Annotated in this window: 15 protein-coding genes; 7 read left to right on the top strand and 8 right to left on the bottom strand. The window is 74.0% G+C overall.

Features of this window, described 5'->3' with window-relative positions:
• Nucleotides 1-408: 408 nt before the first annotated feature.
• The gene (locus L615_RS14790; protein ID WP_145725567.1) at nt 409-846 is read left to right on the top strand and encodes a pyridoxamine 5'-phosphate oxidase family protein; all 438 of its coding nucleotides are present in this window, start codon (nt 409-411) and stop codon (nt 844-846) included.
• Here L615_RS14790 and nhaA read toward each other — a convergent pair.
• Nucleotides 785-2,191, bottom strand: coding sequence for a Na+/H+ antiporter NhaA (gene nhaA, locus L615_RS14785; protein WP_186449880.1), 1,407 nt, complete (start codon nt 2,189-2,191; stop codon nt 785-787). The two genes, L615_RS14790 and nhaA, sit on opposite strands and share 62 nt — an antisense overlap.
• Nucleotides 2,192-2,289: 98 nt before the next feature.
• Here nhaA and L615_RS14780 point away from each other — a divergent pair, with 98 nt between their 5' ends.
• Together L615_RS14780 and L615_RS14775 are read left to right on the top strand one after the other, a co-directional pair.
• Entirely contained in the window at nt 2,290-2,748 is a 459-nt protein-coding gene (locus tag L615_RS14780; protein ID WP_051486010.1) for a phage holin family protein, read from the top strand.
• Nucleotides 2,749-2,771: 23 nt separating this feature from the next.
• On the top strand, nt 2,772-3,638 hold the full coding sequence (locus L615_RS14775) for a fructosamine kinase family protein (RefSeq protein WP_145725565.1): 867 nt from the start codon (nt 2,772-2,774) through the stop codon (nt 3,636-3,638).
• Nucleotides 3,639-3,647: 9 nt separating this feature from the next.
• Here L615_RS14775 and L615_RS14770 read toward each other — a convergent pair whose 3' ends face one another.
• The gene (locus L615_RS14770; protein ID WP_145725564.1) at nt 3,648-4,244 is read right to left on the bottom strand and encodes a TetR/AcrR family transcriptional regulator; all 597 of its coding nucleotides are present in this window, start codon (nt 4,242-4,244) and stop codon (nt 3,648-3,650) included.
• 79 nt (nt 4,245-4,323) lie between these two features.
• Here L615_RS14770 and L615_RS14765 point away from each other — a divergent pair, with 79 nt between their 5' ends.
• The 4 genes from L615_RS14765 to L615_RS14750 are packed head-to-tail and all read left to right on the top strand — an operon-like array spanning nt 4,324 to nt 8,606.
• Entirely contained in the window at nt 4,324-5,865 is a 1,542-nt protein-coding gene (locus tag L615_RS14765; protein ID WP_145725563.1) for an MFS transporter, read from the top strand.
• 7 nt (nt 5,866-5,872) lie between these two features.
• Nucleotides 5,873-6,583, top strand: coding sequence for a response regulator transcription factor (locus tag L615_RS14760; RefSeq protein WP_028656562.1), 711 nt, complete (start codon nt 5,873-5,875; stop codon nt 6,581-6,583).
• On the top strand, nt 6,580-7,992 hold the full coding sequence (locus L615_RS14755; RefSeq protein WP_261376715.1) for a cell wall metabolism sensor histidine kinase WalK: 1,413 nt from the start codon (nt 6,580-6,582) through the stop codon (nt 7,990-7,992). Before L615_RS14760 ends, L615_RS14755 begins: the two co-directional genes overlap by 4 nt.
• Nucleotides 7,992-8,606, top strand: coding sequence for a hypothetical protein (locus L615_RS14750; RefSeq protein ID WP_145725562.1), 615 nt, complete (start codon nt 7,992-7,994; stop codon nt 8,604-8,606). The genes L615_RS14755 and L615_RS14750 overlap by 1 nt, the downstream gene beginning before the upstream one ends.
• A 20-nt stretch (nt 8,607-8,626) precedes the next feature.
• On the opposite strand, the gene L615_RS14745 is transcribed toward L615_RS14750, so the two are convergent.
• The 6 genes from L615_RS14745 to L615_RS14720 form a co-directional block, all read right to left on the bottom strand.
• A complete protein-coding gene (locus L615_RS14745) occupies nt 8,627-9,886 on the bottom strand; it encodes an anthranilate synthase component I family protein (RefSeq protein WP_145725561.1) in 1,260 nt (419 codons plus the stop codon).
• 7 nt (nt 9,887-9,893) lie between these two features.
• Entirely contained in the window at nt 9,894-10,466 is a 573-nt protein-coding gene (locus tag L615_RS14740; protein WP_145725560.1) for an aminodeoxychorismate/anthranilate synthase component II, read from the bottom strand.
• 4 nt (nt 10,467-10,470) lie between these two features.
• Nucleotides 10,471-12,411, bottom strand: a complete 1,941-nt coding sequence (locus tag L615_RS14735) for an anthranilate synthase family protein (protein WP_145725559.1) — start codon at nt 12,409-12,411, stop codon at nt 10,471-10,473.
• A gap of 59 nt (nt 12,412-12,470) precedes the next feature.
• A complete protein-coding gene (locus L615_RS14730) occupies nt 12,471-13,586 on the bottom strand; it encodes a GDSL-type esterase/lipase family protein (RefSeq protein ID WP_145725558.1) in 1,116 nt (371 codons plus the stop codon).
• A gap of 115 nt (nt 13,587-13,701) precedes the next feature.
• Nucleotides 13,702-14,829, bottom strand: coding sequence for a GDSL-type esterase/lipase family protein (locus L615_RS14725; protein ID WP_145725557.1), 1,128 nt, complete (start codon nt 14,827-14,829; stop codon nt 13,702-13,704).
• A gap of 160 nt (nt 14,830-14,989) precedes the next feature.
• Entirely contained in the window at nt 14,990-16,015 is a 1,026-nt protein-coding gene (locus tag L615_RS14720) for a GDSL-type esterase/lipase family protein (protein WP_145725556.1), read from the bottom strand.
• Nucleotides 16,016-16,126: the final 111 nt, after the last annotated feature.

Below are 16,126 nucleotides of genomic sequence, written 5' to 3'. Positions count from 1 at the left end.
TCTCCGCCGGCCAGGCGTCCTCGACCGAGGACTGACCTCCACCGCGGTCGGTGGTTGAGGTGCGAGGCGCCCAGCACCGGGCCCGCCGGTGGTTGGGTTTCGAGGCTCCTCGCTAGCGCTCGTCGCACCTCAACCACCGGGAGAAGGCTTGCCGCCTACCCACCCGCCGCCGCTGGTTGAGGTGCGAGGCCGCCCGCGGCCGAGCCTCGAAACCAGTGGCCTTGCTGCACCCGGCCGTGCCCACCACAGCCCGCCAGGAAGGCCCGGAGGTTTCGAGGCTCCTCGCTAGCGCTCGTCACACCTCAACCACCGGGGCCGGCTTCTCGCTGGCGCTCGTCACACCTCAACCACCGGGGCCGGCTCAACCACCGGGGCCGGCTCGACCGCCGGGACGCCTAGGGTGGCCCCATGCCCACCTGGGAACCCGTCGCCTGGTCCGCCCTGCCGCCCGAGCTCGAGCAGTTCTGGACCGAGCGGCACCTGTGCACGCTGAGCACCCTCGACCGGCACGGCGCCCCGCACGCGGTCGCGGTCGGCGCGGTGCTCGACCCCGAGCAGCAGTGCGCGTGGGTGATCACCGACGGCGGCTCGCAGAAGGCCGCCAACCTGCGCCGCGACCCGCGGCTCGCGGTGAGCCAGGTCGACGGCGCCCGCTGGTCCACGATCGTCGGCACCGCCGAGGTGCTCGACGACGCGGAGTCGGTCGCCCGCGCGTGCGAGCGCTACGCCTCCCGCTACCGGCAGCCGCGGCCGAACCCGACCCGGGTCGCGCTGCGGATCACCGTCAGTCGCTTCCTCGGCTCGTCGCAGGTGCTTCCTCGGCTGGTTCCTCGCCCTCGGGCGTAGTCCGGCCGGTCGCAGCCAGGAGCATGAGGACACCGAGGACCGCGGCGACGAGCGAGGCCATCAGGATCCCGACCTTCGCCTCGTCGGTCAGCAGCGCCTCGCCCGGGAAGGACAGCCCGGCGATGAAGAGCGAGACCGTGAACCCGATGCCGGCCACCATCCCGACGCCGACGACCTGCGGCCACGACGTCCCGGTCGGCATCCGGCCGACACCGAGGCGGATCGCGAGGAAGCAGGCCAGGGTGATGCCCACCGGCTTGCCGATCACCAGGCCGGCGCCGATGCCGAGGCCGACCGCCGAGGTGACCGCGTCCCCGATGCCGTCGAGGGAGACACCGGCGTTGGCCAGCGCGAAGACCGGCAGCACGACGTACGACGACAGCGGGTGCAGCCGCGCCTGGAGCCGCTCGACGACCGGCACCGACTCGGCGACCAGGAAACGCAGCCGGTAGAGCTCGTCCGCGTCCAGCTCGCGGTCGCGCAGGGCGTCGGCGGCGAACTCGGTGGCCACCTCGCTGCGCAGCAGCGCGACGGCGGGGGTGAGCAGGCCGATCGCGACGCCGGCGAGCGTGGCGTGCACGCCGGACTGGAGCAGGGTGAACCAGGTCGCGATGCCCAGCAGCACGTAGATCCAGAACGCCCACACCCGGAAGCTCCGCAGCAGCGCCATGACCGCGAGCAGGGCGAGCGCCGCGCCGAGCCAGGCCAGCGAGAGGTCGTCGGTGTAGAAGACCGCGATCACCAGGATCGCGCCGATGTCGTCGACGATCGCCAGCGTCAGCAGGAACAGGCGCGCGGCGGACGGCACCCGGCGGCCGAGGATGCCGAGCACGCCGACGGCGAACGCGATGTCGGTTGCCATCGGGATGCCCCAGCCCGCCGACGCCGCGTCGGGGCCACCCCGGACGATGACGGCGTAGATGAGCGCGGGGACGAGCATCCCGCCGACCGCGGCGACGATCGGCAGGGCGGCGGTGCGCGGGTCGCGCAGGTCGCCGTGGACCAGCTCGTACTTGATCTCGAGGCCGACGACGAAGAAGAAGATCGTCATCAGGCCGTCGTTGACCCAGTGCTGGAGCGACTCCTCGAGCCTCCAGTCACCGATCTCCAGCGCGATCGGCGTGTGCCAGAAGTGGTCGTAGCCGGACGCCCAGCCGTCGACCGGGAGGTTCACCCACAGCAGGGCGACGACGGTCGCGGCGAGCAGGAGCACCGAGCCGGAGGACTCGACGTGGAGGAACTCGCGGATCGGCCGGGCGACGTACCGGGCCAGCGGCCGGTCGCTCTGGGTCAGGACCGGCCCGCGGCGCCAGAGCTCGTCAGGGGCACTGGGCGGTGGGGTCACAAGGGGCTCTCTCGATCGTCGGGCAGGGGGCAGTACGCGCCGACCAGACTTCCCGGCTCACCTACGGAGAGACTATCGGTATCGGTAAGGTCGACCGCATGGCCATCCAATCGCGCACCGTCCATGGGGAAGAGCCGACGATCGGGCGCCTCATCAAGGACGCGCAGACCGACTTCTCCACCATCCTGCGCAAGGAGATCCAGCTCGCCAAGGCCGAGCTGAAGGTCAGCGTCACCGCGGGTGGTGTCGGCGCGGCGCTGGTCGCCGCGGCGCTGTTCCTGCTGCTCCTCGCCGTGATCATGCTGTCCGTGGCCATCGCCTACCTGATCCACTGGAACGGCTCGGGCCTCGACCTGCACTGGGCGTTCCTGATCGTCTTCGGCGGCTACGTCCTGCTGGCGGTGCTCCTGCTGCTGCTGGCGCTGCGCAGCTTCAAGCGGGTCAAGGCGCCCGAGCGCGCCATCGAGCAGGGCAAGGAGATCCCCCGCGCCCTCAAGGGCCAGGGCGCCCACCAGGACAGCGTCGCCGCCGGCGCGAAGACCCTCGACCGGGCCTGACCGGACCTGCCCGGAGGTAGTCGATGGCGAGGCAGCCCACGGTCGCCGGGCGGGCGGAGCAGCTGCTCGGCTCCGCCGTCGTCGCGACCGCGCCGGTCGCGGGCGGTGACATCGCGACCGCGGTGAAGCTGCGCCTCTCCAACGGCCGCACCGCCTTCCTCAAGACGCTGACCGGGGCGCCGCCGCACTTCTTCGAGCGCGAGGCGGCGGGGCTGCGCTGGCTGGCGGAGGCCAGCACCGACGGCGGCGTCGCCACCCCCGAGGTGCTCGCCGTCGACGACGACGTGCTGATCCTCGGGTGGGTGGAGTCGGTGCGTCCGGGCGCCGAGGCTGCCGGCGCCTTCGGCCGGGCGCTGGCCGCGACCCACCGCGCGGGGGCCGACGCCTTCGGCGGTCCCGAGGACGGCTACATCGGCCGCCTCCCCCTGCTCAACCGCACCTTGCCGACGTGGGCGGAGTTCTGGGCCGAGCGCCGGATCGCGCCCTACCTGAAGGCGCTGCGCGACAAGGCCATCGTGTCCGCCGACGACGCCGCGACGATCGAGGCCGCCGTGGCCAGGGGCGCCGAGATCGTGCCCGACGAGCCGCCCGCCCGCCTGCACGGCGACCTGTGGAACGGCAACGTGCTGTGGACCTCCGAGGACCGCGTCGTCGTGATCGACCCGGCGGCGTACGGCGGCCACCGCGAGGTCGACCTCGCCATGCTCGCCCTCTTCGGCCTCCCCCAGCTGCCGCAGGTGATGGCGGCCTACCAGGAGGTCACCCCCCTCGCCGACGGCTGGGAGGACCGGGTCGGCTTCCACCAGCTCTTCCCGTTGCTCGTCCACGCCTGCCTCTTCGGCGGGCAGTACGGCGCCCGCGCGGCCCGGGTCGCCGCGAAGTACGTCTGACCCCCGAATTCATCGACGCCGGGCTGGTGGCGCGAGCGCGGACTGGAGCAGGGGGCGCAAGGTCGCGACGACGTCGCGCTCGCGCATGCCGTGCAACGGCTCGACCTCGAGGACGTAGCGGCTGACGATCATCCCGGCGACGAGGGTGGCGGCGGCGGTCGCCCGGCGCCGTGCGTACGGACCCTCGAGCCGGTCCTCGATCCGGCTGACGATCTCGCGCTCCACGAAGCCGGTGAGGGCGGGGCGCTGGTCGGGGTCGTCGAGGGCGGTCTGCAGCAGCCGGAGCAACGGCTGCCCGGTCTCCGGGGCGTCCCAGACCCGCAGCGCGGCGGAGAGCAACGTCGTCGCCCAGGTCTCCGGCGGCCCGGAGAGCGCGCGGTCCAGCACCTCGCTGGGGCTGACCGGCAGCGTCATCGCCGCGGCGAACAGGCCCTTCTTCGAGCCGAAGTGGTGGGCGATGAGCCGGATGTCGACGCCGGCGTCGGCGGCGATCCGGCGCAGGGTCGCGCCCTGGTAGCCGTGCTCGACGAACGCAACCCGCGCTGCGTCGAGGATCGCGGAGCGGGTGTAAGGACTGCCGGGTCGCCGGCCGCGCGGTTTATTCATCAACGTTGCAAACTAGGCGGCGCGCGGGCGACGGTCAACGGGCCCGGCCCACCCGGGGCCGGTCCGAGAGGAGGACCCCATGTCCCGCACCCGTACGACGTCCGGCCGGCCACCCGCCTCCGGACCCGGCCACCGTGCCGTCCTCGCGGTGGTCTGCCTGGGCCTCGCGACCGTCGTCTCCGCGGTCTCGGCACTCAACGTCGCAATCCCCTCGATCGCGCGCGAGACCGCCGCGACGCAGACCCAGCTGTCGTGGATCATCGACGCCTACGCGCTCACCTTCGCAGCCTTGTTGCTGCCCTTCGGCGCCCTCGGCGACCGGCTGGGGCGCCGGCGGACACTCGTCGCGGGCCTGGTCGTGTTCGCGGCCGCGGCGGCGATGGCGATGACGACCTCCTCGCCAGAGGCGCTGGTCGCGCTGCGCGGCCTGCTCGGTGCCGGGGCGGCGCTGGTCATGCCGGCCACGCTGTCGACGATCACCGCGACCTTCCCCGACGACGAGCGCCTCAAGGGGGTCGCGGTGTGGACGGGCGTCGCTGGCGCGAGTGCCGTGCTCGGCCTGCTCGCCTCCGGCCTGCTGCTGGAGGCGTGGTCGTGGCAGTCGGTGTTCGGGCTGAACGTCGGCATGGCGCTGGTCGCCCTCGCCGGCACCCTCCGCGTCGTGCCCGAGTCGCGCCACGACGGCCACGTCGGCCTCGACCCCGTCGGCTCGCTGCTCTCCGTCGGCGCCTTCGCCGCGGTCGTCTACGGCCTCATCGAGGCCCCGCACCAGGGCTGGGCCTCGGCCGCCACCCTCGGCTGCCTCGGCGGCGGGCTCGCGCTCCTCGTGCTCTTCCTGCTCTGGGAGGCGCACACCGCCCACCCGCTGCTCGACCCGCGGCTGTTCGCCCGCCCCGCGTTCGCCGCCGGCACGCTGTCCGTGCTGGTGCAGTTCACCGCGTTCTTCGGGTTCGTCTTCGTCTTCCTGCAGTACCTCCAGCTCGTCCGCGGCTGGTCCCCGCTGGAGGCCGCGCTGGGCATGGTCCCGCTCGCGCTCGGCATCATGCCCGGGTCGCGCGTCGCGCCGCGGGTCGCCGCCCACGTCGGCCGGGTCCGGGTCAGCGGGCTGGGCCTGCTGCTGCTCACCGGCGGCCTGGCGCTGCTGTGGCGGGCGGACCTGACCACGTCGTACGGCGTGCTCGCGGTCTCGATCTGGCTCGCCGGGCTGGGCATGGGCCTGGCGATGACCCCCGCGACGACGGCGATCACCGACGCCCTGCCGCGCGAGCAGCAGGGGGTGGCGTCGGCCGTCAACGACCTGGCCCGCGAGCTCGGGGGCGCGATCGGCATCGCCGTGCTCGGCAGCCTGCTCAACGACGGTTACCGCTCCGCCGTCGCCGGCGCCGGCCTGCCCCACGAGGTGGCCGCGCGGGCGCAGGAGTCGGTCGCCGGTGCCCTGCAGCTGGGGCCGGAGGCGGCCGCGGCGGCCCGCACCGCCTTCGTGGCCGGCCAGCAGGACGCCCTCCTCCTCGCCGCCGCCAGCGTGGCCGGCGCCGGGGTCGTCGTGGTCGGCCTGCTCCACCGCGCCTCGCGCAGCGCCCGGCCCGAGCTCTCAGCCGCCGCTCAGGCCCATCGGCCATGATGGGGGCGTGCCCGGTACTGCAGCGCCTGCCCGCGTCCTCGTCGTCGACGACGACCGCGCGGTCCGCGAGTCGCTGCGGCGCTCCCTCGCCTTCAACGGGTACGACGTCCACCTGGCTGCCGACGGTGCCGAGGCCCTCGCGGGCATCGGTGCCGTCAAGCCGGACGTCGTCGTGATGGACGTGATGATGCCGAAGCTCGACGGCCTCGAGGCGACCCGGGCGTTGCGGGCGGCCGGCAACGACGTCCCGGTCATCGTGCTCACCGCCCGTGACGCCGTCGGCGACCGGGTCGAAGGCCTCGACGCCGGCGCGGACGACTACCTCACCAAGCCGTTCGCGCTCGAGGAGCTGCTGGCCCGGCTGCGCGCGCTGCTGCGCCGGGTCACCCCGGCGGCCGACGACGGCGAGGAGGAGGTCCTCTCCTTCGCCGACCTGACCATGAACGTCACCACCCGCGAGGTGACCCGCGGCAGCCGGCACATCGAGCTGACCCGCACCGAGTTCACGCTGCTCGAGATGTTCCTGCGCCGTCCCCGGCGCGTGCTCGACCGCAGCTTCATCCTCGAGGAGGTCTGGGGCTACGACTTCCCGACGACCGCCAACTCGCTCGAGGTCTACGTCGGCTACCTGCGCCGCAAGACCGAGGCGGAGGGCGAGCCGCGCCTGATCCACACGGTGCGCGGCATCGGGTACGTCCTGCGGGCCCCCGAGGCGTGATCGAGGCGCGGGGCCCGGCACTGGGGCAGGGGACCGACGGCCGCTGGCACTACCGGCGCTCGCTGGCCAGCCGGGTCATCTGGCTGACCACCATGGCGGTGGGCATGTCCGTCGCCCTGGTCGCGGTCGGCGCCTACCTGACCGCCCGCGTGCAGATGCAGCACACCCTCGACGACGCGCTCCTCGACCGGGCCGGCAAGGCCGCCGCCTCGGACAGCCTGCTGCGGGCCGGGTCGGCCGGCATCCCGTCGTGGGCGCTGGGCGCCGGCGACGTGCGGATCGCGTTCCTCGACTACGAGGGCACGCCCGCGATCCTCGACCGCGGCCCGGTCATCGACTTCGGCAAGCCCGAGGTGGAGGTCGCCCGCGGCGACGCCGACCGCAGCGTGCGCACGATCGTCTTCGAGGGCGAGCGCTACCGCGTGGTCGCCGTACCCACGCAGAAGAACGGGATCGCGCTGGTCATCGCGCAACCGCTGGAGGACCAGGACCGCACGCTGGCCCGGCTCGGCTGGGTGACCGTCGCCTTCGGCATCTTCGGCGTCCTCGTCGCAGGTCTCGCCGGGTGGGCGGTGGCGAGCAACGGCCTGCGACCGGTCCGCAAGCTCACGGCGTCGGTGGAGGAGATCGCCCGCACCGAGGACTTCACCCCCCTGCCCGTCGAGGGCGACGACGAGATCGCCCGCCTGGCGACGGCGTTCAACCACATGCTGCTCGCGCTCGACGCCAGCCGGATCCGGCAGCGGCAGCTGGTCGCCGACGCCAGCCACGAGCTGCGCACGCCGCTGACCGCGCTGCGCACCAACGTCGAGCTGCTGTCGATGAGCGTGCGGGGCAACGGCACGGCCAGCCTGCCGGTCGAGGCCCGCGACGAGCTGCTCGACGACGTGCAGGCCCAGATCGAGGAGCTGACCACCCTGATCGGCGACCTCACCGCGCTCGCCCGCGACGAGCCGATCCAGGTGCAGGTCGAGCCGGTGGACCTCGCCGACGTCGTCGACCACGCCGTGCAGCGGGTGCGCCGCCGCGCGCCCGGTCTCACGTTCGAGGTCTTCACCCGACCGTGGTGGGTGATCGGCGAGGATGCTGAGCTGGAGCGGGCGGTGACCAACCTGCTCGACAACGCGGCGAAGTGGAGCCCGGAGGGAGGCCAGGTGACGGTGCGGCTCAGCGACGGCGTGCTGACCGTCGACGACCAGGGCCCCGGCATCGCCGAGGCCGACCGGCACCGCATCTTCGACCGGTTCTGGCGCTCCCCCGACGCCCGCACCATGCCCGGGTCCGGGCTGGGCCTGGCCATCGTGCGCCAGGTCGCGGACCGGCACTCCGGCTCCGTGCACGCCACCGAGAACGCCAGCGGCGGCGCACGCCTCGTGCTGCGCCTGCCCGGACGGGAGAACAACCCCTGATGACCGATCCGATGCGTCCGCGACACCAGCGACGGACCCGCCGGTGGGCAGGAGCGGCCGCGCTCGTCGCCGTCGGCCTGCTCGCCGCGGCCTGCGGTGACGACGGTGACGTCGGCACGAAGCCCGACCTGCCGACCGAGCCACCCGCGCTGTGGAACCCCTGCGACGCGCTCGACACCGCCTTCGTCGAGGAGCAGTTCGGCGCCCGGACCACCAAGGAGGACGGCACGCCGACCGCGCCGGACTGCCGGTTCGTGCCCGAGGAGGGCTCCGGTGACCCGGTGCTCGACGCCAACTACCAGCTCTTCGGCGGCTCGCTCGACGAGTTCTGGGAGCAGATGGGCCAGGGCGAGGACGCCGACGTCCGCCAGCCGGCCGTCCCGGGCGCCGACGCGGCGCGGATCGTCGTCGCCGCCGAGGAGGACCAGCTCTACGTCACCGGGTTCGTGCAGAACGGCATGCTGTTCGAGGTCGTCAACCTCGTCGACCCCGCGCCGTACGACGAGGAGCGGGCCGTGCGCGGCATGCGGGCCGCCCTCGCGGCGCTCACCCGGCACGCCGACGAGAACGGCGCCGGCGAGCCGGCGTCGACCGCGCCCAGCCCCTCGTCCTGAGGCGCGCGGGTCGGCAGGGCTCAGGTGACCGGCGCGCCCGGGTCCAGCGCCGCGAGCAGGCGCGCGGCCTTCCACCCGGTCTCGGCCCACTCCTCGTGGAGGTCGCTGGCGACGGTGATCCCGCCGCCCGTGCCGAGGACGTAGTCGGCGCCGGCACTGACCAGCGTCCGGATGACGACGCCGAGGTCGGCCCCGCCGTCGCCGGAGACCCACCCGAACGCACCGCTGTAGGCGCCGCGGGGCGCCTCCTCGACCTCGCCGATGACCTCCATCGTGCGCAGCTTCGGTGCCCCGGTCATCGAGCCGGCGGGGAAGAGCGCCCGCAGCGCGGCCACGGTCGTGACGTCGTCGCGCAACCGTCCGCGCACCGTCGACACCAGCTGGTGCACCGAGGCGTAGGACTCCACGTCCATCAGCACCGGCACCTCCACGGAACCGACCTCGCAGACCATCGCGAGGTCGTTGCGGAGCAGGTCGACGATCATCAGGTTCTCGGAGCGGAACTTCGGGTCCGCCGCCAGGTGCGCCCGCGCCGCCTCGTCCTCGGCCGGCGTCGCACCGCGCGGGGTGGTGCCCTTGATCGGCTTGGTCTCCAGCACCCGGTCGGCCGTCACCAGCGCGTAGCGCTCGGGCGAGGAGCTGAGCAGCCACGCCTCGGCGCCGGGGACGTCGTGCTGCAGGAAGCCGGCGTACGGCGCCGGGTTGGCCGCCCGCAGCCGCAGGTAGGCCGCGGCGGGGTCGAGCGGGCTGGCCGTGCGGGTGCGGTAGGTCAGGTTGACCTCGTAGGAGTTGCCGGCGTGCAGGTGCTCCTGGACCCGCGCGAAGGCGGCGGCGTAGCCCGGCGGGACGTCCCCGACGGGCGGGCCGCCGACGGTGCCGGTGGCCGTGGGGGTGAGCACCGGGTGCTCGTACTCCCGCAGGTGCGAGGGCCGCAACCACACGGCGTCGGGCAGGTCCGGGTCGGGCTCGGCCGGCAGGTCCGCGCGGGCGGCGTAGCCGAAGTAGCCGAACCACTGGTCGCTGGGACGTCCCGCAGCGAGCTCCTGCTCGAGCACCACGAACGGGTCGTCGCCGACGACGACCGCGCGGCCGCCCGCGTGGCGGGTGACCTCGCGGTTGCGGGCGTCGTAGCTCAGGGAGACGTCGTCCTCGTCGAGCCAGCCGAGGATCGAGCGCCGTCGGGACCAGTCCCGCGCCCCGCCGCCGTCGAGCCACACGCAGCGCGGGTGCTGCGCCTGCAGCCTCGTGAACGCCTCGACGGGGTCGGTCCGGGTCACCATCGCCGGCTCACGCCAGGCCGAGGAAGTTGGCGACGAGACGGGCGCCGTGATCGGTGAGCACCGACTCCGGGTGGAACTGCACGCCCATGACGGGCAGCGTCACGTGCTCGACCGCCATGGTCAACCCGGTGCGCGCGTCGGCGGCGGTCGCTCGCAGCTCCGCGGGCAGCTCGACGGCCGCGAGCGAGTGGTAGCGGACCGCGTCGAAGGGTGACGGGACGCCCGCGAAGAGCCCCGTCCCGTCGTGCTCGACGGACGCGAGCACGCCGTGCCCCGGCGGGACGCGGTCCACCCGGCCGCCGTACGCCGTGACGATGCCCTGCATCCCCAGGCACACCCCGAGCACCGGCCGGGTCGCCGCGAGCAGCACCTCGCGCCCGACGGCGAAGTCCCGCTCCACGGCGGGGTTCCCCGGCCCGGGCGACAGCACGACGAACTGGTGGGCCAGCACCTCGGCCGCCCCCACCTCGTCGTGCTGCACCACCGACGGCAGCACCCCGGTCACGCCCGCGACCAGGTGGACGAGGTTCCACGTGTACGAGTCGTGGTGGTCGACGACCACCACGTCCGGCGCGCTCATCGCGTCACAGGAGGACGTCGGACACCAAGTCGTGGACGATCTCGAAGCCCCGCTCGGTGAGGATCGACTCGGCGTGGAACTGCACGCCGCGGAAGTGCGGGCCGCGGACGGCGTTGACGTCACCGGTCTCCGCGTCGGCGTCGACCTCGACGCCCTCGGGCAGCGGGGTGTCCGGGCCGACCCGGCCGACGAAGGTGTTGTAGAAGCCGACCTTCTGCGGACGGCCGTCGAGCAGCACGCTCGCCTGCGTGCCCTGGAAGACGATGTTCTTGTAGGCGAGCGGGATGCCGAGGGAGTGGCACAGGGTCTGGTGGCCCAGGCAGATGGCGAGGAACGGCTTCTCGTTGTCGAGCAGCCACCGCACCGCCGCGCGCAGCCGGCTGATCTTGGGGTCGTCCCCGTCGCGCGGGTCGCCCGGGCCCGGACCGACGATGACCAGGTCGTGGCCGTCGAGGACGCCGTCGACGTAGTCCTCGTGGCGGACGACCGAGCTGGTGACGCCCATCCGGGTGAGCATGTGGCGCAGCATGTTCACGAAGTCGTCCTCGCCGTCGAGGATGACGGCGGAGCGGCCGATCAGGCGCGGGTCGACCGGGGTGCCGGCCTGGTCAGCGAGCCAGAAGCTGGAGAGCCGGCTGTTGCGGCTGTTGAGCGCGATCAGCACCTCCTCGTCGGCGACGAGGGAGGCGAGCGCGTCGAGGTCGACCGGCGGGGCGGTGCTCGGCGCCTGCGAGGCCAGGCCGAAGGCGGACAGGATCCCGCCGGCCTTGGCGTGGGTCTCGGCGACCTCGTACGCCGGGTCGGAGTCGCGCACGAGGGTCGCCCCCGCGGTCACCTTGAGCTCGCCGGTCGGCGAGACGTCCGCGGTGCGGAGCACGATCGGGCTGTCGAGCACCGGCTCGCCGGCCTCGTCACGGCCGAAGATGGCCAGCGCCGAGGCGTAGTAGCCGCGGCCCTCGGGCTCGTACTGCCTGATCAGCCGGCAGGCGTTCTCGACCGGGGACCCGGTCACGGTGGCGGCGTACATCGTGTCCCGCAGGACCTCGCGCACGTCGCGGCTGGTGCGGCCGGCGAGGAGGTACTCGGTGTGGATCAGGTGGGTCATCGGCTTGAGGAACGGGCCGAGCACCTGGCCGCCCTCGGTGCAGATGTCGCACATCATCTTGAGCTCCTCGTCCACGACCATGAAGAGCTCGTAGATCTCCTTCTCGTCGCGGAGGAACTCGCGCAGCCGCGCGTCGGTGCTGCGCGACTCGCCCGCGGGCGGGCGGAGGTGGAAGGTGCCGGAGATCGGGTTCATCCGCACGTCGCCGCCGTGCACGGACACGTGCCGCTCCGGGCTGGCGCCGATGAGGTAGCGGTCGCCGGTGAAGAAGACGAACGTCCAGTACGCGCCGCGCTCGCGCTCGAGCAGGCGGCGGTAGACGGTGAGCGCGACCTCGGGGCCGAAGTCGGCGACGACGGCGCGGTAGTTGCGCCCGATGACGAGGTTGGCGCCCTCCCCCTGGCCGATCTCCTCGCCGATGATCTGCGAGACGAGCTTGCCGTAGTCCTCGTCGTCGGTCTCGAAGCCGCCGCGGTCGGTGAAGCCGACCTCGACCGGGTCGATGGCGTCGACGACGTCGGCGACGGAGAACTCGTGCTCCTCGGTGACGTCGACGACGACGAGCGGGGTGCCGTCGTCGTGCGCCTCGAACCCGCGCTCGCTGACCTGCCGGAACGGTACGGCGACCAGCCGGTCGCAGATGTGGCCCGGCTCGGGCACGCCGGTCTCGAGCGGGATGTCCATGATCGACTCGACCACGCTGCGGGTGCCGCCGAGGACGCCGACGGTGTCGCGGTCGCCCGCGCGGGTGGAGCGCCGGATGATCGCCCAGGCCTCGTGCCCCTGGACGGCCGCGATGGCTTCCCGGGCGGTGAGGGTGCTGCTGGGCTGCTCAGGCATGGGTGAAGCCTATGCGGGGCGGCCGGTGCCCCGGCGCGGGATTCCGCCCTGCGGCCAGCTCAGCGCAGCCGCACGGTCCGCGCGGGTGCCGGCGCGCCGACCATCGAACCACGGCGCGGGACCAGCCGGACCCGGTAGGTGCCGGGCGCCAGCCTGCGGCTGAGCTGGTTGCGGTCTGCCGGGATCCAGCGCTGGCGCACCTTCTGCTGGCCGTCGCTGCGGGTGATGAAGACCCGGACGGCACTGATCTTCACCTGGCGCCGCGCGGCGGACCAGTCGACGGTCACCTTGCGGCCGACGACGCGCACCCGGGGTGCGACGCGGGGCCGCCACTGGCGCTGGCGGTAGACCCGGGGCTTCTCCGGGAGCAGGCCGGCGCGGTGGAACGCGTGGGCGAACCGGTGCGCCAGCAGGGTCTGGCCGGTCGCGTTGGCGTGGAGGCCGTCGTGGGAGTGCTTCCGGTGGTCCCAGCCGTTGCGGAGGTAGGCGATGGACACCCGCGGGTCGTCGGCGTGGGCGGCGACGAGGACCTCGTTCGCGGCGACCGCGGCTGCGTCGACCGCCGGGTCCGTGCCGTGGACGGGCAGCTGCCCCAGCACCACGCTCACCCGCGGGGCCCGGCGCCAGACCCGGGCGAGCAGATCGTCGAGCTCGGCGGCGATGGACGCCCCGTCCTGGCCGTGGCGCGCGTCGTTGATGCCGAGCTCGACCACCACGACGTCGGGGGCGTAGACGGTCACCAGGGAGTCGACCCGGGCGAGGTGCGTGTCGATCGTCGAGCCGGCCCACGCCGAGTGGTCGGTGTCGAACGCGAGAGCGGGCCGCTCGTAGCGCGCCTGGTCGGACACCACCCGGGACGGCAGCAGGAGGTACGGACGGGAGTGCGGGCCGACGAGGTCGACGTCGACCCCCTGGCGCCGGGCCTCGCGCCAGAACCAGTAGCGCCAGGTCGCGTCGCCGGCAAAGCCCTGCGACAGCGAGTCACCGAGCACCAGCACCCGCAGCGGACCGCCGGGGACGGGGCCCACGGCGTCCGGGGCTGCGCTCGCGACCGACCGACCGGGCAGGACCGGCAGTCCGGCGGCGAGGACCACCAGCGCCGCCAGGACGACGGCGAGCAGGGCTCGCACCGGCCGACCGCGCCGGGCACGGCGTCGTACGTCCACCTTCTCCACCTCCGGGCGTCCCCGTGACCATCGGCCCGTCGCTCGCCGACGTTAGACGCGGCGGCGGGTCCGTGGGGCCGGAATGCCGGGAAAGGGCTCCGGAAGAGGGCTCCCGGGAGTGGGCTCAGGGCACCCGGAAGGTCACGGGCACCGGCTTGCCCGTCATCGTGCCGCGTCGCGGGCTGAGCAGGACGCGGTAGGTGCCGCGGGGGAGGCGGCGGGTGACCGAGCCGGTGTCGGCGGCGAAGCGCTGGTGGCCACGGACGAGGCGTCCGTTGCTGCGCCGGATGACCACCTGGACCGAGGCCATCTTGACCGGGCCGACGGCGGCGGACCAGTCGATCGTGACCCGGCGGCCCTTGCGGTGCACGCGCGGCACGACACCCGGGCGCCACGGGCGGGCGTGGTAGATCCTCGGCGCGGCCGGCAGCATGCCGCCGCGGCGGAACGCCTCGGCGATGCGCTGGGCCAGCAGGGTCTGCCCGGTCGAGTTCAGGTGCAGGCCGTCGAAGGTGACCTTGACCGGGTCCCAGCGGTGCCGGCGGTCGGTGCGGTTGCGCACCATGAGCACCCGCGGGTCGTCGCCGTAGCGGGCGTCGAGGCGGGTGTTGGCGGCGGCGGCCACCCGGTCGACCGCCCGGTCGCGGGGGTAGACCGGGAGCTCGGCGAGCACCACCCGTGTCTGGGGCGAGGCGGCCCAGATCCTCTCCAGGAGGCTCCGGAGGTCGTCGGCGACCTGCGCGGCGCTGTCGCCATGGATGGCGTCGTTGATGCCGAGCTCCACGACGACGACGTGCGGGGTGTACCTCGCCATCAGCCCGTCGATGCGCTTGCGGTGGTAGTCCACGGTCGAGCCGGCGCGGGCCGCGTGGTCCCGGTCGAAGCTCAGGCGTCGCGACTCGTAGCGCGCGCCCTTGCCGGTGGGCTGCCGGTGGGGCCCGACGAGGTCGATCGGGACGCCCTGGCGACGGAACTCGCGCCAGAACCAGTACCGCCACGGCGCGTCACCGCCGAAGCCCTGCGAGACGGAGTCACCGACGACCATCACGCGCAGGGTCTCGAAGGGCGCCGGCTGGCTGCTGAGGGTCCCGGCGGGGGCCGGCTGGCTGGCGGTGCCGGCCGGGACGACGGGGCCGGCGAGGGCGAGGGCGCTGACCAGGGCCGTGGCGATCACCAGGGCCAGCGCTGCGGCCAGGCCGGTGCGCCGGGTGCTGCGACCGTGCGCGCGTCGAAGGCTCGGCAGTCCTGCCACGTCGTCCGTCTCCCCCGCCTCGGGCCGCTCGGCCCTGCTTCTCCATGGCTCCCCGCCGGGGAGGACGGTAGCGGTCCGGGCGCGCGCAGGCACATCGAACCCCGCCGGGGTCAGCGAGGTCACACCGACAGCAGCGGCAGGCACCGCTCGAGCAGCGCGCTCAGGGGACGCGCACGGTGACGGCCGGGCCCGGCAACCCGACCATGGCGTTGCGGCGCGGCACCAGCTGCACCCGGTAGGTCCCGCGCGGCAGGGTGCGGGTCACCCGCTTGCGTCGTGCGGCGTGCTCGCCCTGGTCGCGGACCTGCCAGCCGTCGGGGCGGCTGAGCAGCACCCGGACGTCGGTCATCCGGACCTCCCGCCACGCCCGCGACCAGTCGATGGTGACGCGACGTCCGGACCGGCGCACGTGCGGGACGATCGCCGGCCGCCAGGCCCGCACCCGGTAGGCCCGCGGGTGCTCCGGGAGGAGGCCGGCGCGGTGGAAGGCCTCGGCGAACCGCTGGGCGAGCAGGGTCTGCCCGGTCGCGTTGGGGTGGAGGCCGTCGGTGGTGTGCTCCCGGGGGATCCACGGCTGCCGCGTCTCGGTGCGGTTGCGCACCATCACCACCCGCGGGTGGTCGGCGTAGCGGTCCTCGAGGAGGGCGTTCGCCCGGGCGGACACCCGGTGGGCCCGGGGGTTGCCCTGGACCGGTGGCAGCTCGGCGAGCACCACGCGCGTCGACCGGGACCTCGCCCAGATCCGGTTGAGCAGGCGCCGGAGGTCGTCGGCGACCCGCGCTGCGCTGTCGCCGCGGAAGATGTCGTTGATGCCGACCTCGACGACCACCACCCGGGGCCTGTAGGTCCTCATCCGCTCCGTGATCCGCTTCAGGTGGTAGTCCACGGTCGTCCCGCTCCGCGCGGCGTGGTCGCGGTCGAAGCGCAGGCGACGCGCCTCGTAGCGCGGCTGCCGCCCCTTGGGGAGGCGCTCCGGTCCGACGAGGTCGACCCGCACGCGCTGGCGGCGGAGCTCACGCCAGAACCAGTACCGCCAGGTCGCATCGCCGGCAGCGCCCTGCGAGATGGAGTCCCCGACGATCATCACCCGCAGGGGTGTGTCGGCCGGCGCCCCCGTGGCTCCGTGCGGCAGCACCGGTAGGCCCACCACCAGGAGGGCGAGCAGCCCCACGAGCGCCGTGCGCACGGTCGATCGTCCACCGGCGCGCCGAAGGCGCGGCTGTGCCGCCACGTTCACCTCTCCCCACCCGAGGCCGTCCGGCCCGGTCCCTGCTGCTCCCTGGTGGCTCGTCGCCGC

This window comes from Nocardioides sp. J9 (assembly GCF_007829375.1).
Taxonomy (GTDB): domain Bacteria; phylum Actinomycetota; class Actinomycetes; order Propionibacteriales; family Nocardioidaceae; genus Nocardioides.
Note: the sequence above shows the minus strand (reverse complement) of the source record. Positions and strands in the feature narration are given on the sequence as shown.